The 14,562-nt window shown below is 34.5% G+C and carries 12 protein-coding genes; all 12 read right to left on the reverse strand.

Annotated features, from left to right (window positions below; translation table 11 throughout):
- Positions 1-11: 11 nt before the first annotated feature.
- The 12 genes from asnB to ACT5E3_RS22530 all read right to left on the reverse strand — a co-directional run bounded on the left by asnB (position 12) and on the right by ACT5E3_RS22530 (position 14,560).
- Positions 12-1,865 (reverse strand): asparagine synthase (glutamine-hydrolyzing), encoded by a 1,854-nt coding sequence (asnB, locus tag ACT5E3_RS22475; RefSeq protein ID WP_444995801.1) that lies wholly within the window; start codon positions 1,863-1,865, stop codon positions 12-14.
- Positions 1,865-3,064 carry a glycosyltransferase family 4 protein gene (locus ACT5E3_RS22480; RefSeq protein WP_444995802.1) on the reverse strand — a complete coding sequence of 400 codons (1,200 nt, stop codon included), beginning with the start codon at positions 3,062-3,064 and terminating at the stop codon, positions 1,865-1,867. Before ACT5E3_RS22480 ends, asnB begins: the two co-directional genes overlap by 1 nt.
- A complete protein-coding gene (locus ACT5E3_RS22485; RefSeq protein WP_444995803.1) occupies positions 3,057-4,895 on the reverse strand; it encodes an asparagine synthetase B family protein in 1,839 nt (612 codons plus the stop codon). Before ACT5E3_RS22485 ends, ACT5E3_RS22480 begins: the two co-directional genes overlap by 8 nt.
- A gap of 9 nt (positions 4,896-4,904) precedes the next feature.
- Positions 4,905-6,002, reverse strand: a complete 1,098-nt coding sequence (locus ACT5E3_RS22490; RefSeq protein WP_444995804.1) for a glycosyltransferase family 4 protein — start codon at positions 6,000-6,002, stop codon at positions 4,905-4,907.
- On the reverse strand, positions 5,999-7,216 hold the full coding sequence (locus tag ACT5E3_RS22495) for a glycosyltransferase family 4 protein (RefSeq protein WP_444995805.1): 1,218 nt from the start codon (positions 7,214-7,216) through the stop codon (positions 5,999-6,001). The genes ACT5E3_RS22490 and ACT5E3_RS22495 overlap by 4 nt, the downstream gene beginning before the upstream one ends.
- 4 nt (positions 7,217-7,220) lie before the next feature.
- A complete protein-coding gene (locus tag ACT5E3_RS22500) occupies positions 7,221-8,342 on the reverse strand; it encodes a glycosyltransferase family 2 protein (RefSeq protein ID WP_444995806.1) in 1,122 nt (373 codons plus the stop codon).
- 2 nt (positions 8,343-8,344) lie between these two features.
- On the reverse strand, positions 8,345-9,112 hold the full coding sequence (locus ACT5E3_RS22505; RefSeq protein WP_444995807.1) for a polysaccharide deacetylase family protein: 768 nt from the start codon (positions 9,110-9,112) through the stop codon (positions 8,345-8,347).
- Position 9,113: 1 nt separating this feature from the next.
- A complete protein-coding gene (locus tag ACT5E3_RS22510) occupies positions 9,114-10,103 on the reverse strand; it encodes a lipid II:glycine glycyltransferase FemX (RefSeq protein WP_444995808.1) in 990 nt (329 codons plus the stop codon).
- Between the two features lie 110 nt (positions 10,104-10,213).
- On the reverse strand, positions 10,214-11,524 hold the full coding sequence (locus tag ACT5E3_RS22515; RefSeq protein ID WP_444995809.1) for a hypothetical protein: 1,311 nt from the start codon (positions 11,522-11,524) through the stop codon (positions 10,214-10,216).
- A gap of 54 nt (positions 11,525-11,578) precedes the next feature.
- On the reverse strand, positions 11,579-12,397 hold the full coding sequence (locus tag ACT5E3_RS22520; protein ID WP_444995810.1) for a polysaccharide biosynthesis protein: 819 nt from the start codon (positions 12,395-12,397) through the stop codon (positions 11,579-11,581).
- Between the two features lie 4 nt (positions 12,398-12,401).
- Positions 12,402-13,925 carry an XrtA system polysaccharide chain length determinant gene (locus ACT5E3_RS22525; RefSeq protein WP_444995811.1) on the reverse strand — a complete coding sequence of 508 codons (1,524 nt, stop codon included), beginning with the start codon at positions 13,923-13,925 and terminating at the stop codon, positions 12,402-12,404.
- A gap of 14 nt (positions 13,926-13,939) precedes the next feature.
- Complete coding sequence (locus ACT5E3_RS22530) at positions 13,940-14,560, reverse strand: XrtA/PEP-CTERM system exopolysaccharide export protein (RefSeq protein WP_444995812.1); 621 nt, start codon at positions 14,558-14,560, stop codon at positions 13,940-13,942.
- Positions 14,561-14,562 lie beyond the last annotated feature (2 nt).

Below are 14,562 nucleotides of genomic sequence, written 5' to 3' on the forward strand. Positions count from 1 at the left end.
TTAAAATTCAACTAATCCAAAAATTTTCTAGCCCATAATTCATAACACAAAACTTGCCACAAGTTTTCGCTATAGTCATGCTCACCTTTTATATGCATTTGAGTAATATTTTCAATCACTTTTGCATCAAATATTCCTCGATTTATAAAACTTGAACTTTGACAGAGATCTAGCATCATATCCTTTAAAGATGTTCTAAACCAATCCGCTAAAGGGATCGCAAACCCTTGTTTTTTCTTATTCAAACTTTCCATTGGCAATAAGTCTTCAGCTATTTGCCTTAAAACTTGCTTACCTTTATTTTGTTTAATATTCATTGACATGGGTAACTGTGCCGCTAACTCAATAAGCCTTACATCAAGCAGTGGAGAACGAACTTCTAAAGAACATGCCATAGATGTCCTATCAACCTTAACCAATACATCATCTAATAAATAACTACCAATATCACCAGCTTTAATTCTATCGAGTACCTCAGGATATTGATAATCAGAAAATAACTGTGCCACTCTTCCATAATCAACGCCATTAGTTAATTTTTGATTAAGCATTGTATTAGCAAATTCAGGAGTCGATAAAGCAACACCAGATAAATAATTTTCAGGATACTTTTGCGCTAAACGCTTTGATACCCATTTTAAACGTTTACCTTTATCGCCTAAAACCCCACCGGCTAATTTAGCTGCAGGCGAAGCTAAACCTAAAGAGTAGCGATTCATATTGTGGAGTGACAGGTATTTAAAGTAACGATCATAACCGCCAAAAGCTTCATCCCCCCCATCACCTGACAATACCATTTTTACATGTTTTGCAGCCATTTCAGAAACAAGATAGGTTGGAATGGCAGAAGAGTCAGCAAAAGGTTCATCAAAATGCCACACTAATTTATCAAGCATATCTACCGCATTGGCTTCAACAATAAACTCATGGTGCTCAGATTGGACATGCTCGGCGATCATTCGTGCATCACCAAGCTCATTGAACTGATTTTCTTTAAAACCAATAGAAAAAGTCTTAACTGGCCTATCCATATGTTTAGCCATTAAAGCAACAACAACACTAGAATCTAAACCGCCACTCAAAAACGCACCAAAAGGCACATCGCTTCCCAGTCTTAAGGCAACAGATTCATCGAGTGTTTGAAAAACTTTCTCTTTAAGTTCTTCATCAGATAAATTTAATTTTTTAGAGTAGTCAAGTTTCCAGTATTGCTGTAATTCTACTTTTCCATTTTGAAAAGTCAGACTATGACCTGGAGGCAATTTATCAATAGTCGTAAAAATTGAACGCGGTGTTGGCACATAGCCATACAGAAGATAGTCAAAAGTAGAACGGTGGTCGACTTCTTTATTAATATTTTGATTAACTAATAAAGACTTCAATTCTGAACCAAAATACAAAGTACCACTAGAATAAGTATAAAAGAGAGGCTTTTTACCTAGTGGATCTCGCCCTAATACCAGCTTCTGCTTTTTACTATCCCATATAGCGACCCCAAACATTCCTCTTAAATATTTAAAACAATCTTCGCCATATTCCTGATAACAACGAAGAATGCATTCAGTATCGCCATTTGTATAGAATTGATAACCTTTTGATTTAAGCTCTTCTCGAAGTGACTTATAATTATAAATTTCACCATTAAAAACCAGTTGAATACTACCATCTTCATTATGAATTGGCTGCTCACCTGTAGAAAGATCGATAATGCTCAAACGACGCATACCCAAAAATGCAGGCTCTGAATAATACATACCTTGATGATCAGGCCCGCGATGTTCAATGACTTGGCACATTTTATCGGCTACATCAGGGGATGGAAAACCTTCTCCCTTATAAGTAACAGCACCAGCAATTCCACACATTAAGCGTTATCTCCTTGTTCATTTTTATACAGTTTGACTAAGCGCGAACAAACAGACTCTAAGCCAGAATATTCTGTAATCCACGTCAAGGCATCTTGCCCCATTGCTTGAAGTTTTTCTTTCCCTGATAAATCAACAGCTTTTAAATTTTCAATTAAAGCATCAATATCTCTTGGCTCAAATAACCAGCCCGTTTTTCCGTGCGAAACAATATCTTTTGTACCGCTTACTCGAGAACCAATAACCGGTAAAGACGCAGAAAAATACTCAAGTAATGTGTTAGATAAACCTTCATATTCAGATGGTAACACTCCAAAGTCAGCTAATGAGAGATAGTTTTCAACATCTTTTTTAAAGCCGATAAACTGAACATTATCTTGCAACCCTAAAGATATAACTTGCTGTCTAAGCTCTTTTTCTAGCTCGCCATTTCCAACAAGCAACAAGGCAACATCTTCTCTGTTGGAAAAATACTTTTCCCATGCATCGATTAAACTATCAACAGCTTTTACTTTTTCCAATCGACCAACATAGATACCAACGAGTTTATTTTCCAAGTTGAGTGATTGTCTTAACTCGTGAACTCGACCACTATCATTTTTAAAGCGAGCAGTATCAACCGCATTAGGTAATAACACAGTCTTTTTTTGATCAAAACCATTTTCGCCGATTTTTTCAACGATTGTATTACTAATCGCATGATAGAAATTAGCTTTATTTAGGCACCATCTTAAAAAGCGAATTCTCAAATCTTGCCGAGATGGGTTAAGCACACCATTTTCAATTTCTTGCCAGCCAGTAAATTTAACAACGGTTGTTTTTCCTAGCCAACTAGCAATTAAACATGCAATAGCCGCCATGTTATTAGCAATATGGATATGCAGTGCATCATACTTTTTTCTATTTACTAAAAGATAAATGACTAATTTAGTCAATAAAAAAACGCTCCCTAAAAGAGGTATTTTAGGATATTTAATACGTCGGATTTTTATATCACCTAATTCATCATATTCTTTGTCTAGTGAAAAATCCATATCAACCATTGGGACTAAAACAGTGCAAACGATGCCTTTAGAACATAAATAGTGGGATAAAGTAGCCGCCTGCCCCTCAGCACCACCAACAGCGGGAAAGCCACTTTCCAATACATGGACAATATTGCTTATCCCAGAAAAGGGACTTTCAGTATTTTTAGACATCAACATATTCTCTATGCCATAGTTCTAACATCAATAAAATCCATATTTCCGCGCCATAATCCCAAGCTCCTTTTTGATGTCGAGAAACCATATTTTTGATAAAATCTGAGTTAAAATAACCTCTAGCAAGTGCTTTTTCTGATAACAGTACGTCATCAATTAATGCAATAAATTTAGGGTTGGTTCTAAACCAAACGCTAATGGGCAAGCCAAAGCCTTGCTTTTTCTTTGTTAAGATCTCTTTTGGCAAAATATTTCTTACTGCCTTTTTAAATAAATAACGTTTATTTAAATCTTTAACTTTTAAGTCAGCAGATATACGCCCTGTATGTTGCACTAATGTAGGATTTAAATAAGGATAAAGAACAGAAATACCAGCCTGTTTCGCACTACGATTAACCTTACTTAAATCGTTATCGGATATAGCCATTTGCATATCAACATACATTAATTTATGCAATTCGCTTTTCGCGCTGGCGTCTTGGTATACATTTCGTATTACTTCAAGAGAATCATCTTTTGCTACTTTTGATTTAAAAGAGTCACTCAACAGTTCATCATAAAACTCAGAAGCAAAAGAGTCATCCAAATAAAACCGATCAGGGTTAGGTAAAGATGCCCGATTAACAAAGTTTTTAACTCGGTTAAAAAATCGAATATCAATAGGTCCTAGTAATTTAGCAATTCCAGTACCAAACAATTTTACAATGCCAGGTAAGCTGTAATATTTATGAAAGATTTTATCTTTTGCATAACGCTCATTCCCGCCATAAATTTCATCACCACCATCACCACCTAACAATGTATTTAAACCATTGTCTTTAGCTAGCTTAGAACAATAATAAGTAGGGATTGCCGACGAATTACCAAAAGGCTCATCAAATGCTTTCACTAACTCAGGAATTGCAGCTAAAGTATCTTCAGCACCAACACTCATCTTATGAGATAACGTGCCAAATGCTTTAGAAGCAATATCCGAAAATTCAAGTTCATCATATCCTTTTTCATCAAAGCCAATTGAAAAAGTTTTGACTTTTTCTTCAGGTTTTGCATTTTTTGCAAGTACACCACTAATAGAAGAGCTATCGGTTCCGCCGCTTAAGAAAGCTCCCCATTCCTGACTTTCTGGTCGGGTATTTAGCACAGCCGCCACTATTTGTTCTTCCAAAGAGTCAGCTAATTTATCTTCTGTTCCTTCTAAATCTTCTGGATAATCAGGTTTCCAGTATCTTAAGGCTTTACTATTAGCAGAGGTTAAATCAATTCGAGTACCAGGTGGCACTTTTGATACTTCCTTATAAATAGTATAAGGCGTTGGAATGTAAGAAAAGTTCAAATGATGATAAATCGCTTTAGGATCAACCTCTAAGCCTTTCTCAACCCCTTTAATCAACCTTAAATCTGTTGATACAATAACCTTTGAGTTATTTTCGAAAAGATATAAAGGATAAGTACGGACAGGATCAGTTGCTATCGAAAGTTGTTGATTATTTTCATCCCAAAAAACAGCAACAAACTTTCCAGGAAAATTAGAAAGTTTGCTAACCGTTTCACTTTGTGCATCTAAACCTTGAAATAAACTATCAAGCTGGCAACCAGAGGTTGAAAAACTTTCCGGTGATTGGCTTAGACAAATTAAAGACTTACCTTCTTGTTGCTTCAAAACTACATCACTGGTCATCGCAGCTAGTACATTATCATTAATTATTTCAACAGTTACAGCAGGCTGAGTATGTGCTACTTCAGGCCATCTTAATGCTTTAAACTGATATTCATTTGTATCTATTGCATTTTTTTTATCAAATACAACTATAAAGTCACCTAAACTCATAATCTCTAATTATCCTTTTGTCTCTAGTTCTAGAGTATATATACTCTCAACTTCTTCAACCATTCTTTCAATTGCAAATCTTTTCGTTACCGTCTTATAAGCATTAAGCGCTAATCTTTTTCTTAATTCATCATCACTTAGTACTTGTTGTAAATAACCTGCTAGCTCCAAAGCCTTATCAGACTTAAATAATAAACCATCAGTTCCATGTGTAATTATTTCAGGCGTACCACCAACACATGATGCAACAACGGTTGTTTTATTTAACATTGCTTCAATAATCGTATTAGAGACACCTTCACGAAATGACGGTAAAACAACAACCTTTGATGACATCATTAAATTATCAACATCAAAGCGCTCTCCAAGAAACTCAACATTAATATTAAGTGAACTGCTCAATTGCTCTAAAGAACCTCTTAAGGGACCATCACCGACAATTTTTAGCTGGTAAGAAATACCTTTTATTTCACTAACAGCTCTTAACAAGCAAGGTATATTTTTATCTTCTACTAGCCGTCCGACAAATAGAATAATATTTTGATTGCACCATTCTGTATTTAGTTCATATTGACTAACTTCTGTCTCAGGTTTCGCCTCAATCCCATTATATACAATACTAATTTTATTTTTATTAACAGCAAACATATTTTCTAATGCATAGTCAGCGCCAGACTGCGAATTAGAAATAATACGAGTGGAAAAAAAGCTCGCAACTGATTTTAAAAACCACTGTACTTTGCCATACCACTCATAACGGCCTCTTATCGAGGTAATTAGCTTCTTACGACTGAAACCTAAAATTTTAGCTATTGTGACCCAGATTTCTGCACTAAAAGCAAAACAATGAATAATATCAATGTCTTTTCGACGACACAATTTAAACAACTGGCTGAAAAAATTTAAATCAAATGTCTTGGTTTTATTTAAAAACCATATTTTATGACAATAAGGTTTAATTTCATCCAAAAGAAAGGATGGGTTAGAAAAGTAAGCCAATTCGATTGAAAACTGAGATAAATCAATATTTTTTATCAAGCGAACAATCTGCCTTTGGCTTCCTCCTACCTCCATTTCATCAGTTACTATCAAAACCTTCTTTTTCATTTAAGGTTATCCGCATGATAATCTTGAAAATACTGACCAAGTTTTGCACCCTCTTTTTCTGCACAAAATGACTCTTGAATAGTCGCATTAGCTTGTTTTGCATATTGCAAGCGCAAATCAGAGTTTTCCAATAAACGGGCAATAGCGGTAGCTAATTCTTCAGCATTATTAGGATTGACTAATAAGCCATTTTCTTCATTTGTTATTAACTCTGGTATTCCCGAAATATAGGTAGAAATGACAGGCGTACCTGATGCCATAGCTTCCATTAAAGCAACAGGAACTCCGTCCATGTTGCCTTCTTTTGTTTTAACCGAAGGTAAAACAAAAAGCGTTACATTATTTAGAAACTCTCTAATTTTTTCTTGTGGCATAGCGCCTAAAAACTCAATATTATCAGTTAACCCTAGGCTGCTTCTTTGTTCAAGCAATTCCTTTTTTAGCGGACCATCACCAACCATTACACATTTAAAATCAATTGACTTTTGCTTAAGCAAACTACAAGCCTCAATTAAATACTTAAATCCTTTAATTTCATCCAGACGTCCAATCGTAAAAATAGTATTTTCGGAACGGTTTTCTACATTATATTTCTGGGCAGTTAAATCAACACCACAATGAACAATTTTAATTTTATGGCTATAGTCTTTATTTAATAATTTATATATAAAGTTAATATTGAAGTCTGAAATCGTCACCCCAAAAGCACAAGAGTCAAACTTTACAGCAAGCATATGATCTTCTAAAAAGATATCGTGTGCATGAAAAGTAAAACTATAAGGGATACCTAAGTATTTATGAATAATGAATGCAGATGTTGATGGATAGGTCGCCCAGTGTGCATGTACATGTTCTAAATTAAGTTGTCTCACTTTTTTTAAAACACCTAGAGTAACAAACAGAGTCGCAAAAGTTTTAGCTAGTGCTTCAGGTTTAGTGATGAAACGCGTCAATATAAGCCAAAACATATGCAGGCTTTTAAATGGATGAAACAATAACTCTTTAAATATATTAATAAATAAAGAGACTCCTTTTTCAGGATAAAGAACATCGCCCATTAAAGCTTCAGCATCGGATTGAACCAAAGATTCGCTCGGATGTTTAAGAGAAACAATATCAACCTCATGCCCAGCTTTTTTTAGGCTATTTATCTCACGAACAATAAATGTCTCAGACCAACAAGGAAAGAGCGAAACAATATAAGCAATTTTCATAACATCACTTCCAGATGTGTATATTTTTGTTAAACATAAACTCTTTTAACCCATAAACGGCATATAAGTTTAAAGAGACAAAAGCACTTGCAATTTTTACTAATTTAAAACGATTTAATTGCGAAAAGTACGAAGATAAAAAAACGAGTGAATAAAATACAAGTTGTCCCAACAGAAAAACCATATATATCCACGAATATTTAGCAATAAAGAAATTACTGACAAACATTAAAAACATGCAGATTGGCATAATTAAGCGCAATAGTTTATGTGATACCAGCTGAAAAAATAATTTATTTTTAAACGGATTCATCAATTCAGGTTTTAATTGAATCAATTGATAATTTCCAGCAATGGTTCTTGTTTTTCTTTTTTTCTCTCTAGCTTTATCACTTGAAGGTATATCATATGCTACCGCTTTAGGTTCAAATAACACACGCCCTCCTTGCAAAGAAACTTGCATGGGAATTAAAACATCATCAAGCACCGTATTATTAGGAATAGGCTGAAACAGAGATTTTCTTAGTGCATATATAGCACCAGTCACACCAACAACAGAACCAACCTGGCTTTCACTTGAACGAATAAACTTTTCATACTTCCAATAGGCATCAACACCTTGTGAAAAAGTATTTTCATTTTCACTATAAAACAACAACTCACCGCTAACAGCACCAACTTTTTCATCATAAAAATTACTAACTAGCTCAATCACTGCATTTTTATCAAAATCTTGGCGACTGTCAGTCATAACAACAATATCTGTTGTTATTGTTTTAAAAGCGTCGTTAAGGCAAGCAGCTTTTCCTCGTTGCTCAGAAAAAGCCAGCAACTTTACATTACTCCCAAACTGTTCAACAATATTATTGGTTTGATCGTTTGAACCATCAGATACTACCAAAATATTCAGCTTGTCTTTGGGATAGTTTGAAGCCAAAGAGTTTTCAATCTTCTTTTGAATACGCTTTTCTTCATTAAAAGCAGAAATCAAAATTGTAATTTCTGGTTGAAAGACTTGTTTATCAACGGAACGAGGTATTACTTTTTTAGCAATTAATAATAAAAGAGGATAACCCACATAGGTATATCCAATTAAAAATAAGCTAAGAACGAAAATGATTTCCATGTTTAATTCAAAACCTTACTTCTTAATGCTTCATAGCGTTTATTTCCTAATACCGTTTTTGCAATTTTTGTAATATTGTACTTGCACTGTAGCCCCAACACACCCTCAGCTTTTGGTTTTAACCAATCTTTAATTGTTTGTTCACTTGTATGCTGTTGGATAGGCAAACGGGGAATATTAAATTGATCTGGATTGTTTTTGATAACCCCTGGCTTTGAGTTAGCAATACATATATACCCCAGTTTTTTAGCAATCTGAATAACATTAGGGTTAATTCTACCACCAGGAGGAGCAAATATATTAACAGTTTTACCAGTAATGCCTTCAATTACTTTTTTTGATTCATTTAACTGATAATAGACTTCGTCGTCAGATAAGTCGCTAAAATAAGGGTGTTCATGACCATGTGATTGAACGGATATGCCTGCATCAGAAACTTCTTTTAATTGAGAATCGGTCATATAATTCTCTGTATTAATAAAAGCACTATTGACAAATAAATCTGCTGAGTATCCTTTTTCAATCAACTTTAACATGGCTTCATAATTAGAAATATGTCCATCATCAAATGTAAAAACACAAACGGGAGAGGTTTGAATAAAGGACTTTGCATACAGGTCAGCTAAAGAACATATTTTGCGTTTTTCCAATTCACAAAAACGAATATGCCCATCAAAAGTTTTATAACTGATCGCATAAACTTTATCGGCCCCAGCCAATAAGCTTTCTTCATGATAAAGCGCATGATACATAAAAACAGGTGTATTCATTTTATTTACGCCTCTCAATAATAGCCTCGTAAAGCCAACTACGTGCTCGACTGACTCGAAAGAAATGCTCTCCAACTAAACTATCAATATCCTTGCTGAAGCCAGTTTTAAATCGATTAATTGGGTTTGAATCCCCTTTTTCTAACCAATAACCACCAAAATCATAAAATGAATAGCCCCGTTTTTTAGCCAAACAAATTGCTTCCCAATGGAGTAAATGAGTGATGGGTAATTTCCTATACTCTTCACCTCTATGACTTACTCCCCACTGATAAAGAATGGTGTTTCCCATCGCCAAAAGAATAATTGCGCCAATCATTTTATCATTTTTCCAGGCAGTCAATACCAGATTAGTTTTATCATCTTGTAAAACACTGCTTAGTAACAAACGCTTTTCTTTTTCACTTATTTCTGCAATTCCTTGTGACCTAGCAAAATCATTATGAAACTCAATCGCTTTTTCAACCTGTGTGTTAACACATATATCTAATTCTAATTTTTTAGCCTTATTAATTTGTGTTTTTAAAGACCTTCGTAAATTTTTTCTTAGTTCTTCTTCTGTTGGAGCTAAATCAACTGTTACTGTATTCGTATAAATAGCTCTCTGAAAAGAGCGCTTTAACCAACCATTTTCAGCTAATGTACTTTCTACATCACTGTTATTTAAATGTTGATTAAAAGGACTAACTTCTATTTGAATCAGATCCTTTTTCTCTGTAATCTGTTTTAAATGTAATTCCAATGCATTGATATCTCTTGCAACAGGTCCTCGCTCAATAACAGCAACTCGACCAATTCCCAAAGGAAACTTTTTATATTTCACATATGAATATGCAATAATATTGTCATTCTCTTTTGTAACATAGCACTCTTCCTGACTCGAACCAACAGACTCAATCCAAGACTGAGATTGACAATAAAAAGCATTATCAGCCCATACTTTGGCACGATTATCTAGACTAAATTTTGATGGCTCAACTATTTCCAACATTACTTAACTTTCTTAAGGGTTATAAAGCACTAAAAACACATTCTATACTACAAATTAAAGCAGGCTATATAGCCTGCTTTAAAAGTGATAAAACAAATATATAAAAATTTTTACTCTGTTGAACTTCGCCTTCTTAGAGGTGTATATGTCACTCCAACTATAAAACTGTTTGCTCGAGCCTCAACACTATTTTCACCTAAACTTCGACTATCAGATATTCTCTTCTCAATCCTGGCATAAAAATCAAGCTTTCGAGTAAATGAATAATTAAAACGAATGCCATAAGTATCAACTTTATTTTCTAAAGAAGCGACATCTGCAGTCGTAAAATCACTTTTTGTACGTGAGTAATTAAACTGAACGTTAGACTCTAAAGGGTTATTCATTAACCTTGATAGTGAGTAAGAAACATTTAAATCAATTCCTGTTCTCTTTTCTGTATTAAGTGTCTGCAAAGACTCTAAATCAGCCTGAAGGTATTTCACACTTGAAGCAAAGCTCATTTCTCTATATTCATATGACAAAGATTTTTCTTTTGATTTTAACGCTGTTGTAAAATCAACTGAGCGACCATTGACATCAATCTGATTTGCACTCAAATTAAAGCTAAGCAAATTATCAAAACCTTCACGAAATCCAACACTCAATGACTGTGTCCTATTGACTTTTCTAGTCATTAAAAGCTCAATTAAATCGGCTTTTAAAGTTTCGCCTGAATCAGTTAATATTTCTGAACGACCTAAGTTAGCTCTTACGTTGTTAGTTTTTCCTAACGTTTCCCAACGTAAAAAATAATTCTTTTGAGAATAATCATCACCTGTTAGCTCCAGTGGATCAAACTCAGTAGAAAAATCGGTCTCTGATTTTTCTGCCACAATTGCAAGAGTGGTAATCTGACTGATACGACTAGAGTAGTCGACTGAAAACTTTTTCTCATTTCTAGAACTGTTAACAGCATCAATTGAATCTTCACCCGCCGAAAAATCAATATATGTCGCATAAAAATTTATTCGATCTTCACCTGTTAACCTTAAATAATAAGATGGTCTTGCAGCAAAAACATTAATATCTCTTAAATTATTAGTTTCTTCAGTAGAAAATCGGTTCGAAGGCACTTGAGTTAGTTCCTCTAACGCAATAAAACCAAAATTAGATTCAGTCGAATTATATTGGAATAGACCATTTAATGCTCGGTAATATTCTCGCTGTATATCATCACTAGAGTAGTCAGCCGCGGCAATAACGCCATCAAGCTGGTAGATTACATTTGAATTAGCTTCATTACCTAAATCAAAACGAACACCAATATCATACGCAGTTCCTGAAATACTATCGACACCTTGGTTTAAATTATCACTCCGGTTAATACTTGAAAAAAAACCATAACCAAAATCAACTGAGCTCGCTAAAGAAGAAAGCAAAAAGCCAGCTACAAACACTAAAAGTTTTGTTATTATTATTAGCTTTTTCATAGATTAAAATTGATTAAGAACAATCCCTGCAAGTTTTTCCCGGCCAATTGCCTTAGCTGCACTTTTTACCTCTTCTTCAGTGCATTGCCCATATGGGACTACTAATATAACCCGCTCACACAAGTCGACTAGTATTCGCGTGTCTGCCGAGAAGGTAATACTAGGAGCATCGATAATAGGGTAACGATCAGGATATCTTGAGACTAACTGCTCAATGAATTGCTTCATTTTTTTAGAAGTAAAATACTCGGCTGAATTTTCTCTAACCAAACCACTTGGAATTAATCTTAGACGAGGGATTCGAGTATCATAAATAATTTCACTACCATCCCAATCTTCAGCTTCTAAAAAATCAATTAATCCTTTATCAACATCAACTTCTAACAGGCTATTTAAAACAGGATGATGAATATTAGCATCAATGAGTAATGAAGTTTTACCCTCATCAAAGGCAAAAGTAGAAGCCAGATTAGCCGCAACTAAGCTACTACCGCCATTAGGAGTAACAGAAGTCACCAAAGTTAAAAAGTTATTGCTCTCTGATGTAGCTAACAATTTAGTACGCAAATTTCTATAGCTATTTAACAAAATAGTGTCTGACATAGTTGCATAAATCAAACGCCTTTTTGATAGCTCTTCAGATGTATAAGCAGACTCCTGCTTCATTTTAGAAATTTCTTTTCTCGAAGAAACTAGCTCATGCGCCTCTCTAGATTCAGGAGAAGCAAAACTCCGTCCCGGCGAAAGTTCATCCTCAGAGGAAAAATCTTTATCACCTTTTTGTTTCTTGGCTTTTAAATAGGCCGACTCTATAGTACTCACAATATCATCCTCGAAGGCGAAGCCAACTTACATATACGTAGCATGACAGTACTGTCAAAGCTACTAAAAACATGAGCAATCCTTTTTTCAAGTTGCTTCTTTTTTCATCCGGTGTATTGATGTAATAAACAGAAGCTAATACTGGCAATAATAATTTATCAGTCAAAATACTTTCATCTCGAACTTTACCATCAATAATTGATAAACCTAAAGCAGTTCCAGCAGGGATCAAAATACTTAAAATTAAACCAATAGCCACAATATGAATATAGCGAAGACCACTAGGTATAACAGGTAAAGTCGCTTCTTCTTGTACTTTAATGGTTAAACCTTGGTTTTCTGCATCTATAGTCATCGAGATATTAGCATTCTCCCTTTGGCGCAATAGCTTTTGATAAATATCCTGATTAACTTTATAGTCCCTTGATAATTCAGCTAATTCAGCATCAACCGCATTAATTCTAGCCATTCTTTCTTGCTCAATCACTAATAGTTTCTCAGTTTCACTTTTATCTGATTTTAACGTCGATATTTGAGTTTTAGCTTTAGTAATTTGGCGCTGAATATCCTGAAAAATTGGACTATCTGAATTATAGCGTTTAGTAGAGGTACTTTTTGACTCCCTCCTTTTTATTTCTTTTTCTATCTCTTTATTTAATGTATTAATTTGGCTTTTTACCTGAACAACATCAGGATAAGTATCGAGATAATTCAATCTTAACTCATCAAGCTTAATTTTAAGTTTGGCAACACGCTCCCTTAAAGTGTTTTCTTTTTGTAAGCCCGTACTCAATACAGCATCACCCGATAACTGCTTGGTCAACTCAACAATTTTTGATTCCTGCCCTCTAATTTCTAAATTTAAGTTCTCAACTTGACGAGTTAGCTGGGTAATTCGCTCATTAACAGCAGCCTGAGAGCCAGGTCTCGAATCAATATTTCTTGAACGAAATTCTTTGATTGCTTTTTCTGCATCCTGTAGTTTCTTCTGATAGGACTCAACTCGCTTATGAATAAACTCATAAGCATCGCGACTTTCTTTTTGCTTTTCCAGTAAGCTATCATCGACAAAAATCGATGTCATCAACTTAGCAACCCCTTGTGCTCTCTTAGGATCACCATATTTAAAACCAATTTCAATCAGGTTCTTACCCGCTTTTGCTACCTTTGTTCGCTTCTTGATTTTTTCAACCATTAGATCTTTTTCTATTAAGCTAGGCGTATCTCCATCAAACCAATCAAATGATTCTAAAATTCTATCCATAGAACGACGGCTAAAAATAATTTGCCTAGCCATTTTAGACCGATCTTCAACTTTTTGAACCTCTGCCGTTCCTTCCATCAAAGGCTGTAAAGTAGTTTGATTATCAACAAGTATGATACTTGAAGAGGTATAAACCTTTGGCATAAACCAAGCTAACACCAAAAATGCTAACGCTATAAAAGTAAAAAGTACCGTCACCAGTACTTTTCTATCCCAGACTTCTCTAATTACTCGCTTTAGAGTATCGCCAGCCGACATCTTCATATATTAATCTCTAATTAAAAAACTCTTTCAGGCACAGAAATAATATCACCTGGTTGTATATTATGATTAGTCTTCATATCACCATCGTTTAAAATATCAAACAAATCAATATTAAGTGTCTCAAACTTACCATCTATTTTTCTAAATAACTTACTCCTGTTACCAGATGCGAACTCATTTAACCCGCCTGCCTGTAGCACAAGATCGATTACTTGCATTCCTTGACGATAATTAATCGAAATAGGGTTTCTTACCGCACCAGTCACTCTTACTCGAGATAAAAACTCATGACTTTTTAATTCGACCAAAATGACTGAAACTTGAGGATCTCTAATATACTGAGACAGTTTTTTAGTAATTTCATCAGCCACTTCCACAGGAGTACGTCCACCAGCAACAACTTCACCAATTAGAGGTACAGAAATAATCCCATCAGGACGAACGGGTACAGAAATCGATAAATCGGGATTTTTCCAAACATTAACCTGAACCTGATCATCAACGCCAATATAATACTGACTGACCAAAAGCTTTTTATCTTCATTTAACTGAAATGTACTATCATCTTGCCGTTTCGGTACAGTGTTACAGCCTACTAAAGCTAAAATTAGCATCATTTGAATAATTTTACGCATTT

The sequence above is a fragment of the Aliikangiella litoralis genome, assembly GCF_052495765.1.

Bases quoted from the DNA above. Each gene is read 5' to 3' on its own strand.
- ACT5E3_RS22495 (WP_444995805.1), bottom strand. From the start codon at position 7,216: ATGAAAATTGCTTATATTGTTTCGCTCTTTCCTTGTTGGTCTGAGACA.
- ACT5E3_RS22530 (WP_444995812.1), bottom strand. From the start codon at position 14,560: ATGCGTAAAATTATTCAAATGATGCTAATTTTAGCTTTAGTAGGCTGT.
- ACT5E3_RS22505 (WP_444995807.1), bottom strand. From the start codon at position 9,112: ATGAATACACCTGTTTTTATGTATCATGCGCTTTATCATGAAGAAAGC.
- ACT5E3_RS22480 (WP_444995802.1), bottom strand. From the start codon at position 3,064: ATGTCTAAAAATACTGAAAGTCCCTTTTCTGGGATAAGCAATATTGTC.
- ACT5E3_RS22490 (WP_444995804.1), bottom strand. From the start codon at position 6,002: ATGAAAAAGAAGGTTTTGATAGTAACTGATGAAATGGAGGTAGGAGGA.
- asnB (WP_444995801.1), bottom strand. From the start codon at position 1,865: ATGTGTGGAATTGCTGGTGCTGTTACTTATAAGGGAGAAGGTTTTCCA.
- ACT5E3_RS22485 (WP_444995803.1), bottom strand. From the start codon at position 4,895: ATGAGTTTAGGTGACTTTATAGTTGTATTTGATAAAAAAAATGCAATA.
- ACT5E3_RS22510 (WP_444995808.1), bottom strand. From the start codon at position 10,103: ATGTTGGAAATAGTTGAGCCATCAAAATTTAGTCTAGATAATCGTGCC.
- ACT5E3_RS22525 (WP_444995811.1), bottom strand. From the start codon at position 13,925: ATGAAGATGTCGGCTGGCGATACTCTAAAGCGAGTAATTAGAGAAGTC.
- ACT5E3_RS22500 (WP_444995806.1), bottom strand. From the start codon at position 8,342: ATGGAAATCATTTTCGTTCTTAGCTTATTTTTAATTGGATATACCTAT.